The following is a 9,475-nucleotide window of genomic DNA, read 5'->3' as shown; positions in this document are numbered from 1 at the left end:
GCTGGCGCCATACTTGCCATGGAACATTAGTCTGGACTAGCAATAGAAAATCGGGCCAAGACACATCATAGAGATGTGCCTTGACCCGATTTTGGCGTTATGAACGTGTGGTTATCTCCTGCTTACGAAATTCAGGTTGGGCAGGGAAAAACATGAGAAAAAAATGGATCCAAGCCATGGCAACGGTTGCAGTGGCTTTAACGGGGTTTTACTTAGGCGTGGCGCAGCATATCAACCGCACGCAAGCGGCGAGTGCGCCGGCTAAATATTTAACGGTGTCATCAAGTGTGAATGCTTATATCACCAGTCATAATCTCTCACCGGTAGGCATCACGAAAGATTTACATAATTTTGAGATTTTTGATTATTCGACGCCAGATAAACAACCCAATGGTGTCGTCTTCCACTATACAGCCAATGAGAAGACGTATTCAGCGCGGAGTGAAGCTGATTACGAGATCAATGTTGGCTGGCAGAATGCCTTTGTGCATACGTTTATCGATGCCAATACGATTTTGAATATTCATGACATTGAAAAAGGTTGTTGGGGTGCAGGGCCATACGCCAATCATCGCTTCGTTCAATTCGAATTGGTCACTGCACGGAATGCGACGAAATTTGCCAAATCAATCAATAATGCGGCGTGGTATGTGGCCTATTTAGCGGATCATTTTAATTGGACCTTGACCCTTGCAGCCCAACACGCTGGGGTGGGCACGCTTTGGACGCATTATGATGTGACCCATTACTTAGGCGGAACAGATCACGTTGATCCGATCGCCTATTTAAAAAAATGGGGCTATAATACCACTCAATTTTATGATTTAGCGAATGCCTACTACAAGAGTCGTTACCCAAGTCCGTTAAATGGTGCGCGAGCTTATGACAAAGTCACTGCGACGACGGCGGTTAACTTGCCAGGTAAAGTGAATGAAGCTGGGCGCTCAGATGGGTTGTATTCTGCGCCATACTACACCAATAAGGCAAGCATCCGCCAAAACAAGAATGCAGTTGCGCGCAATGGTCAAGTGGTTCAGGTGTTGAAAAAAGCCACGACCACGCGCTCCGCTGCTGCAGGCAATACGTTCTATCAAATTCGCTTTGTTAATGGGGCCACTTACTGGACCGATGCCCGCGCAGTGGCTGTCGGTAACTTTGATGCGATCAGCGCCCAGCAGACGGTGCACTATCAAGCTCGGATCAAGCAGGCAGGCCGAACAGACGGCTTATACCCAGATGGACCATTTAATACGAAGCTGTCAAATATCTACCCAAACAGCAACGCGCATGTCTTTAACGACCAAGTGGTGCCAGTTTCCGCTGAAGCGACCACGGCTGTTGGCACTTTCTGCCAGATTAAATTAAATAATGGCGCGGTTGAATGGATGGACAAACGCGGCTTGACGACTGATCTTTACAATCATGTGGTGACCACCAGTTCTACCACTGGAGTTGGGCGTATCCATCAAGCAAACCGTCACGACGGCTTGTACTCGGCACCGTTTTTGACCAATACAGCCACCTTGATCAAGAATCACAATGCCGCGGGCTTTAATGGCCAACCAGTGACGATCCTGCAAAGCGCCACCACAGATGGTGCGGCTAACGAACCTGAAGGCAATGCTTTTTATCAGATTCGATTGAACAATGGCAAGACGTACTGGATCAATCAAGCTGGGATTCAGTTGGTTCACGTGGATCATGTCACCAGCACTAAGAACTTGAACACTGTTGGGACGATCAATGAAGGTCAGCGCCGAGATGGCTTATATTCTGCGCCTTGGAATACGGATGCCCTTTCGATCACTGAAAATCATAATGCCAAAGCGTTTAATCACCAGTCAGTGAAAATCTTGGCTGAAGCGACGACGAGTCGTTCGTCAAGTGCTGGAAATGCGTTTTATCAGATCCAGCTTAAAGATGGACGTAAGTACTGGATCGATGTGCGCGGGGTGAAGGTTCAAGGACATGAACCAATTCGCGATCAAAAAGCGGTACACTACACGGCAATGATCGATCAAAGTAAGCGCAAAGACGGGTTATATGCCCATCCTTATCAAAGCGATCCAGATTCATCCACGCCAAATACCGATGCTGTAGCATATGCCGGGCGCGGCGTCTTAGTTACAGCACTGGCAACGGTTCAACAAGGGACCTACGCCCAGGTCACCTTGAGCAACGGTGAGGTGAAGTGGATCGATGTCAAAGCGTTGAAGCCAGTGACTTACAATACGATCACAAGCACCAAGGCACTGAATCAAACCGGGGTGATCACGCAAACGAAGCGCCAAGATGGCTTGTATTCTGCACCTTGGTATACCGATGCGATGAGTATTCAAGAAAATCATAATGCGAAGATTTTCGCGGGTCAGCAGATCACCATTATCCAACAAGCAACCACTAATCGCAGTGCTGCTGCCGGAAATGTGTTTGATCAAATCAAATTGGCCAACGGGAAGACTTATTGGATCGATGCCCGCGGGGTGAGTGTTGCGATGAGCAAATATGATACGATCACGACGACCAAAGCCGTTTCAACACCTGCTGTGATCAATCAAACCAGTCGTGCCGATGGCTTGTACTCAGCACCTTACAATACGGATGCGGCAAGTGCAGTGGAAAACAACTTGGCTAAAAATTTTAACGGCCAATCGGTGACCGTCTTGCAACAAGTTACCACCAGCCGGAACCCAAGCGTTGGCAATTCATTTGCTCAGATTCAACTGACTAATGGCAAAACGTATTGGATCGATAGCCGAGGCTTACAAGTTAAGTAGCAACGATACGCAAAAAGTTCTGATAGGACAGGTCAATGCCTAGTCCTATTGGAACTTTTTTTGTAATCATAACCATTCCTCGAATTGGGTTAGCGTCGGCAACTCAAAGAGATGAATGGTTATGAGCCAAAAAAAGCAACCACGCTGAAAATTAGCGAGATTGCTTGAAGGTGCCTAGAAATGATTTAATCTGGTAAATTGAACGATTGGGTACAGTTGACCAGCATTATTTTCAGCAGACCCAAGGTAGGGTGTGGTTGGGATATGTGAGCTTTGATTTTTAAAGCGGCTTGCCAACGATTCCAAAAATGCTTGGCCGCGTAATAATCGAGGTAGTCTTGCATGATTTCACGGTTTTTCGAATGATTAAAGCCAAGTTGTTGTGCCGTCATGAACTGTGCCAATAACACATTGTTAAATATTTTTTGACCGGGAAAAACGAAAGCACTGTGCCAATGTTCCGCCAAGGTTTTACGATGTCCGGAAGCGCCGACCACATTGTTGGCATGTTGGCGATAACGGGTGAGCGGTTCATTGATCAACACCATTTCGCCAGTAGCAGCAATAGCCAATGCGAAAAATGAGTCATGCATATTGGCCAAGTTTAATAGTTGAAAAGACATGTTGGCAAGCATTGCCTGGGCTTTGGCGTTGATTGCAAATGCAGCGCCAGTCACCCGGTAGTTGAACGACAAGAACTCATAATCGGTGTTGTCTGTGCGCCAATGCGCCACATCGCTCATTTTCTTACCAGTCGCCACCGCATTGGCATCTGCCACCCAAAGATCGCTGTAATAGCCCATTGGCTGTGAATCAGGATGCATCTTCGCATGTTCAAGAAAAGTCGTCACTTTTTGTGGTTCCCAAATATCATCTTGATCACTGAAAAAGTACAAATCTTGATTTTTCGGCGCTTGCTTGACTAAGGCGAGAAAACTACCGCGCACGCCTAAGTTTTCTTGACCGTCGCCGACAATTTCGATGGCCTCAGGAAACTCATGTTGCAAGTGTTTGATTAATTCAAAGGTTTGGTCCGTCGAATGGTCATCACGGATATAAAGACGCAGCGAAAATAGCGTATTGAGCCCAGTTTGCTTCAAAATACTGGTCACTTGATCTCGCAAGTAATGTTCGCCATTATATGTCGAAAGCAGGACCACAACGGAATGCGGCATAGATGAGGGTGTTGTCAAAATATCAACCTTTCTGGACTGGTGCGAATCGTTTCCTTGGATAGATTAACATATTAGTTACTTGACGCCAAATGCGGTGTGATCGAAAGCGTGAGCTAGAAGCCGTGAATGATAAACTTTTACCAAATGATTAATGTTGTGCGCTTTTCTTGTATAATGAGGAGTAAACTATGCAGATTGAATGCAATCAGCTTTAGGAAGAGGAATTTTAATGGTTTCGAGAAAACGTGCTTCAATCCAAAATGCCGCTACGGCTTTGGTGAGCCAACTGATTATGATGGTCGGGCAGTTTGCGACCCAAACAATTTTTGTGAAAACCTTAGGCGCTCAGTATTTGGGTGCGAATGGGTTATTTAGTAATTTGATCCAGTTTCTCTCTTTCGCAGAACTCGGGATCGGTGCCGCTTTTTCATATGCGTTATATAAACCTTTAGCTGATCACAATCAAGCTGCAATCACCGCCATTATGGACCTGTTCCGTAAAGTGTATAACACCATTGGCTTGGTGATTTTAGCTGCTGGATCAGTGCTAACCTTTTTCGTCCCTTGGTTTGTGGCCAAAGGATCAAGTATTGATCATATTCGTTGGTATTTCTTCTTATACTTATTGAGTACCGTGGTGAGTTATTTCTTTACGTATAATCGTTCGTTGCTGATTGCCGATCAAAAGAGCTATGTTGACGCCACCAATCAGCTGATTTGGTCGACATTGAAGTATGTTTTCCAAATCGGCTTCTTGTTGCTATTTCATAGTTATTTCGGCTATTTGATCGTGCTGATTGCGACGAATATTTTGTCGAACATCTTCATCACGATGCGCTCGCGCCATTTCTATCCGTATCTCAAAGAAAAAAGCGATGTTGAAATTGATCCATCCATCGTGAATAACATCAAAAAGAATGTTGTTGGTACTGTCTCCTCTAAAATTGGTTCGATTGTGGTAACCGGTACCGATAACATTTTAATCTCTAAATTTATCGGCTTAGCCGTCGTTGGCCTGTATTCAAATTATGCGCTGATTTTGACCAGTATCACGCGTTTATTGACGCAAGTGTTTGCCGCTGTGATTGCCAGTTTTGGGAATTTAGGTGCCACTGAAGGCAACAACAAAGATAAACAAGTTGATTTATTTAATCAGTTTACGTTCTATAATGCGTTTTCGGTTTTCTTTATCGGTTTGGTTTCATTTGCGGCTTTTCCGCCATTTATTAAATTGTGGGTGGGTTCGCATTATCAACTGGCAGAGTCAACAGTTTGGTTTATTGTCATCAACTTTGTGTTCGGTCAATTTCGACCGGCACTTAATATGATCAACGCTTATGGTTTATTTTGGGGTTATCGCGTGAAATCAATTGTTGAGGCGGTTGTGAACTTTGGTCTCAGTCTGTTACTGGTGAAATTTACTAGCTTAGGCATTAATGGCGTGTTGCTTGGGACGATTATTGGCAATATCCTGGTCAACTCTTGGTGGGATCCTTGGATTTTATTTTCAGGTGCTTACCAACGTTCGATGCTGGGTTTTTATGCGAAATACTGGATTTACATGGCCGCTTTTGGGGCATTGCTTGTGATTGAAAGCTTTATCATCAAGCTGGTGGCAATCAATCCTGTGGGTTTATTGCCAGTAATGGGCTACATGATCGTTGTAGCTTTGATCGTAGGAATTGTGTTACTGGGCGTGTTTGCGAAAACGCGTGGTGAACGAGAAATGTTTCGATTGCTCAAGAATATTGTGCATCGTTGAGGGTCAGTTCTTTAAATATTTGGCAAAGTCAGCAAATTACTAGTTTTCCCATTTTTGAAACCCAGTAGTTTGTGATAATCTAATACTGTATGTTTTGGTTCAGCGACACTGGAAGCTGAGACTTAAAACCAGGGAGGATTTCTTAGAAATGAAAGGTATTATCCTAGCAGGTGGGTCCGGGACCCGATTGTATCCAATCACTCGGGCGATCTCAAAGCAACTGATCCCGATTTACGACAAGCCGATGATCTATTACCCAATGTCCACGTTGATGTTGGCAGGGATCAAAGACATCATGTTGATCTCAACGCCTAAAGACTTGCCACGGTTTGAAGAACTGTTTGGCGATGGTCATGACCTCGGCTTGAACTTAGAATATAAAGTTCAAGAACATCCTAATGGCTTGGCGGAAGCCTTCATCTTAGCCGCCGACTTTATCGGGGATGATTCAGTGTGCTTGATCTTAGGCGACAACGTCTTTTATGGCGGCGGCTTGTCCAAGATGTTACAGCGCGCTGCTTCTAAGCCAGTTGGTGCGACGGTATTTGGCTATCACGTCAACGATCCAGAACGCTTCGGGGTGGTGGACTTTGACGAAAACATGCATGCCAAGTCCATCATTGAAAAGCCTGAACACCCTGCCTCTAATTACGCCGTGACTGGTTTGTATTTCTACGATAACGATGTCGTTGAAATCGCCAAAAACATCAAACCTTCTGCGCGTGGGGAACTGGAAATCACCGATATCAATCAAGAATACTTACGTCGTGGGCAATTGGATGTTGAGTTGATGGGTCGTGGTTTCGCTTGGCTTGATACCGGGACACATGAATCCTTACAAACTGCGTCTGCGTTTATTGCGTCGATTCAACACCGGCAGAACTTACAGATTTCATGCCTTGAAGAAATCGCCTACCGGATGGGCTACATCGACATTCAACAAGTTGAAAAACTGGCCCAACCGTTGAAGAAGACGGAATATGGACAATACTTATTACAATTAGTCCAAAACGAAACCAAATAAATCACTGATACAACTCAGCTCAATATGGAGGCCAAATAGTTATGGCATTAAAGATCATTCCCACTAAGTTAAAAGACGTTAAGTTAGTTGAAACCGATGTGTTCGGCGACAACCGTGGCTTCTTCACGGAAACCTACACCCGTGAAAAGTTCGTTGAAGCTGGCATTACTAACGACTTCAACCAAGACAACCAATCCTTATCCGCTGAAGCTGGTGTCTTGCGTGGCCTACACTACCAATATGGTAAAGACGCGCAAACTAAGCTTGTTCGCGTAGTCACTGGTGTGGTTGAAGATGTCTTAGTTGATATCCGCAAAGGCTCTCCTACATACGGCCAATGGGAAGGCTACATTTTATCTGAATTCAACCATCGCCAATTATTAGTGCCAAAGGGCTTCGCGCACGGGTTCATCACGTTGACTAATAACGTGAACTTCTGCTACAAGGTTGAAGGCTACTATGCGCCAGACGCTGACCGTGGGATCGCTTTTGATGATCCAGATCTTGGCATTGACTGGCCAATGAGCACGGATCATTTGATCATGTCTGAAAAAGATTTGCACCACCCACAACTCAAAGACGCTGATAACAACTTTGTTTACGGGGAGATCTAATCATGAAAATTATGGTAACTGGCGGTGCCGGTTTTATCGGCTCCAACTTCGTCCATTATGTGTATAACAATCATCCAGACGTTCAAATCGTCGTGCTCGACAAGCTGACATATGCCGGCAACCGCGCCAACCTCGAAAGCATCTTAGGCGACCGCGTGCAATTGGTCGTCGGCGATATCTGTGATGCGCCATTGGTTGATAAGTTGATGAGCCAAGTGGATGCTTGTGTCCACTATGCCGCAGAATCACATAACGACAACGCGTTGATCGACCCATCACCATTCTTACACTCCAACGTCATCGGCACTTACACTTTGCTTGAAGCAGCGCGTAAATACGATGTCCGCTTCCATCATGTCTCCACTGATGAAGTTTACGGTGATCTGCCACTGCGCGAAGACTTACCAGGACACGGCGAAGGCGTTGGCGAGAAGTTCACGACTGAATCTCGCTATAACCCATCTTCTCCATATTCTTCAACCAAGGCCGCTTCAGACATGTTAGTCCATGGCTGGACCCGCTCCTTCGGTGTGCGCGCCACGATTTCTAACTGTTCCAACAACTACGGCCCATACCAATACATCGAAAAGTTCATTCCGCGCCAAATCACCAACATTTTAGCTGGCATCAAGCCGAAGTTGTATGGTACTGGTAAGAACGTCCGTGACTGGATCCATACTGAAGACCATTCTTCTGCGGTTTGGACGATTCTGACTAAAGGCAAGATCGGCGAAACTTATTTGATCGGCGCTGACGGCGAACAAGACAACAAGACGGTTTTGGAAATGATCTTAAAAGACATGGGCAAAGACCCATCTGACTATGAACAAGTCAAAGACCGTCCAGGGCACGACTTGCGCTACGCCATCGATTCCACTAAGTTGCGTACTGAACTCGGCTGGGCCCCTAAGTACACCGATTTCGATTCTGGTTTGAAGCACACCATTCAATGGTATACGGATAACCAAGATTGGTGGCAAGCTGAAAAGGCTGAAGTCGAAGCGAAATACGCCAAGAACGGCCAATAATCGTTGCGGTCATCGTCATTGTAGAAAGCGAAGCGCTCGGCTTCGCTTTTTCGTTGAAGGAGAAGAGAACACATGAAAATTTTGATCACTGGTGCCAACGGTCAACTCGGCACGGAATTACGTCACTTACTGGATCGTCGCGGCCTTCAATACCGCGCCACTGATGCCAAAGAACTGGATATCACCGACGCCGACGCGGTAAATGCTTACGTCAAAGACTTCCAACCAGACGTCATCTATCACTGCGCTGCCTACACCGCCGTGGATAAAGCGGAAGACGAAGGCAAAGCCATCAACCAAAAAGTTAACGTGGATGGCACCAAGAACTTGGCAGTCGCTGCCGGTGAGAACAACGCAACGTTAGTATACATTTCGACGGATTACGTCTTTGATGGCGATTCCGATGAATTGTACACTGTCGACCACAAGCCAGCGCCACGCAACGAATATGGTCGCACTAAGTATGAAGGCGAACTGGCCGTGCAAAAGTACGCCAAGAAATTCTACATCATCCGGACCAGCTGGGTCTTTGGTGAATATGGGCATAACTTTGTCTACACCATGTTGAACCTCGCCAAGACGCATGATACGTTGACGGTGGTGAATGATCAATACGGTCGCCCTTCATGGACCAAGACCTTGGCTGAATTCATGACCTTTGCCATCGATCAAAAGCTCGAATATGGCATCTATCACTTGTCTGAAGACAACTCATGTAACTGGTATGAATTCGCTACTGAAATCTTGAAAGACACCAACACGAAGGTCTTGCCTGTTACTTCCGCTGAATATCCACAAAGGGCATGGCGGCCACGGCATTCGATCTTAGACCTTTCTAAGACCAAAGCGACTGGCTTTGAATTGCCAACTTGGCAAGATGCCTTGCATGAATTTATGGCGGAAATCGCTGAAAAATAGCCAATCATTAATTGTAATCTGAAAGTGCTCAGTGATGAGTGCTTTTTATTTGCTTGAATTGTCAAGCTAAGTGGAACATCTCTGACCAGAAGACTTCAAGCGAAGATTTCCATCCGAACATCTTGCGTGGTCGAGTGTTGATTTGCCACACCATTCGGTTGATTTCCTCGTCTGTGA

At 45.7% G+C, this 9,475-nt stretch carries 7 protein-coding genes and 1 pseudogene; 6 read left to right on the top strand and 2 right to left on the bottom strand.

Annotated elements, in window-relative coordinates:
• The first annotated feature begins 152 nt into the window (after positions 1 to 152).
• Entirely contained in the window at positions 153 to 2,777 is a 2,625-nt protein-coding gene (locus ACKTSG_RS12780) for a GW dipeptide domain-containing protein (RefSeq protein WP_407895290.1), read from the top strand.
• Positions 2,778 to 2,962: 185 nt separating this feature from the next.
• On the opposite strand, the gene ACKTSG_RS12775 is transcribed toward ACKTSG_RS12780, so the two are convergent.
• Entirely contained in the window at positions 2,963 to 3,952 is a 990-nt protein-coding gene (locus ACKTSG_RS12775) for a glycosyltransferase (RefSeq protein WP_407895292.1), read from the bottom strand.
• A gap of 199 nt (positions 3,953 to 4,151) precedes the next feature.
• Between ACKTSG_RS12775 and ACKTSG_RS12770 the strand changes: the two genes are divergently transcribed.
• The 5 genes from ACKTSG_RS12770 to rfbD all read left to right on the top strand — a co-directional run bounded on the left by ACKTSG_RS12770 (position 4,152) and on the right by rfbD (position 9,298).
• A complete protein-coding gene (locus ACKTSG_RS12770) occupies positions 4,152 to 5,714 on the top strand; it encodes a lipopolysaccharide biosynthesis protein (RefSeq protein ID WP_407895289.1) in 1,563 nt (520 codons plus the stop codon).
• Positions 5,715 to 5,862: 148 nt separating this feature from the next.
• Positions 5,863 to 6,738 carry a glucose-1-phosphate thymidylyltransferase RfbA gene (rfbA, locus tag ACKTSG_RS12765; protein WP_407895287.1) on the top strand — a complete coding sequence of 292 codons (876 nt, stop codon included), beginning with the start codon at positions 5,863 to 5,865 and terminating at the stop codon, positions 6,736 to 6,738.
• Positions 6,739 to 6,779: 41 nt separating this feature from the next.
• Positions 6,780 to 7,352 (top strand): dTDP-4-dehydrorhamnose 3,5-epimerase, encoded by a 573-nt coding sequence (gene rfbC, locus ACKTSG_RS12760; protein ID WP_003580267.1) that lies wholly within the window; start codon positions 6,780 to 6,782, stop codon positions 7,350 to 7,352.
• A 2-nt stretch (positions 7,353 to 7,354) separates the two neighbouring features.
• Complete coding sequence (rfbB, locus tag ACKTSG_RS12755) at positions 7,355 to 8,380, top strand: dTDP-glucose 4,6-dehydratase (RefSeq protein WP_407895284.1); 1,026 nt, start codon at positions 7,355 to 7,357, stop codon at positions 8,378 to 8,380.
• 72 nt (positions 8,381 to 8,452) lie between these two features.
• The gene (gene rfbD / locus ACKTSG_RS12750) at positions 8,453 to 9,298 is read left to right on the top strand and encodes a dTDP-4-dehydrorhamnose reductase (protein WP_407895283.1); all 846 of its coding nucleotides are present in this window, start codon (positions 8,453 to 8,455) and stop codon (positions 9,296 to 9,298) included.
• Positions 9,299 to 9,359: 61 nt separating this feature from the next.
• Here the strand turns inward: rfbD and ACKTSG_RS14345 are convergent.
• Positions 9,360 to 9,475, bottom strand: a pseudogene (locus ACKTSG_RS14345) (IS30 family transposase); the annotation flags it as partial.

The sequence above is a fragment of the Lacticaseibacillus salsurae genome (genome assembly GCF_045862175.1).
Lineage (GTDB): Bacteria > Bacillota > Bacilli > Lactobacillales > Lactobacillaceae > Lacticaseibacillus > Lacticaseibacillus salsurae.
This window is presented reverse-complemented; position numbering and strand designations above follow the sequence as displayed.

Excerpts from the sequence above, each read along its gene's own strand:
- ACKTSG_RS12780 (WP_407895290.1), top strand. The coding sequence starts at position 153 with ATGAGAAAAAAATGGATCCAAGCCATGGCAACGGTTGCAGTGGCTTTA.
- ACKTSG_RS12775 (WP_407895292.1), bottom strand. The coding sequence starts at position 3,952 with ATGCCGCATTCCGTTGTGGTCCTGCTTTCGACATATAATGGCGAACAT.
- ACKTSG_RS12770 (WP_407895289.1), top strand. The coding sequence starts at position 4,152 with ATGCAATCAGCTTTAGGAAGAGGAATTTTAATGGTTTCGAGAAAACGT.
- rfbA (WP_407895287.1), top strand. The coding sequence starts at position 5,863 with ATGAAAGGTATTATCCTAGCAGGTGGGTCCGGGACCCGATTGTATCCA.
- rfbC (WP_003580267.1), top strand. The coding sequence starts at position 6,780 with ATGGCATTAAAGATCATTCCCACTAAGTTAAAAGACGTTAAGTTAGTT.
- rfbB (WP_407895284.1), top strand. The coding sequence starts at position 7,355 with ATGAAAATTATGGTAACTGGCGGTGCCGGTTTTATCGGCTCCAACTTC.
- rfbD (WP_407895283.1), top strand. The coding sequence starts at position 8,453 with ATGAAAATTTTGATCACTGGTGCCAACGGTCAACTCGGCACGGAATTA.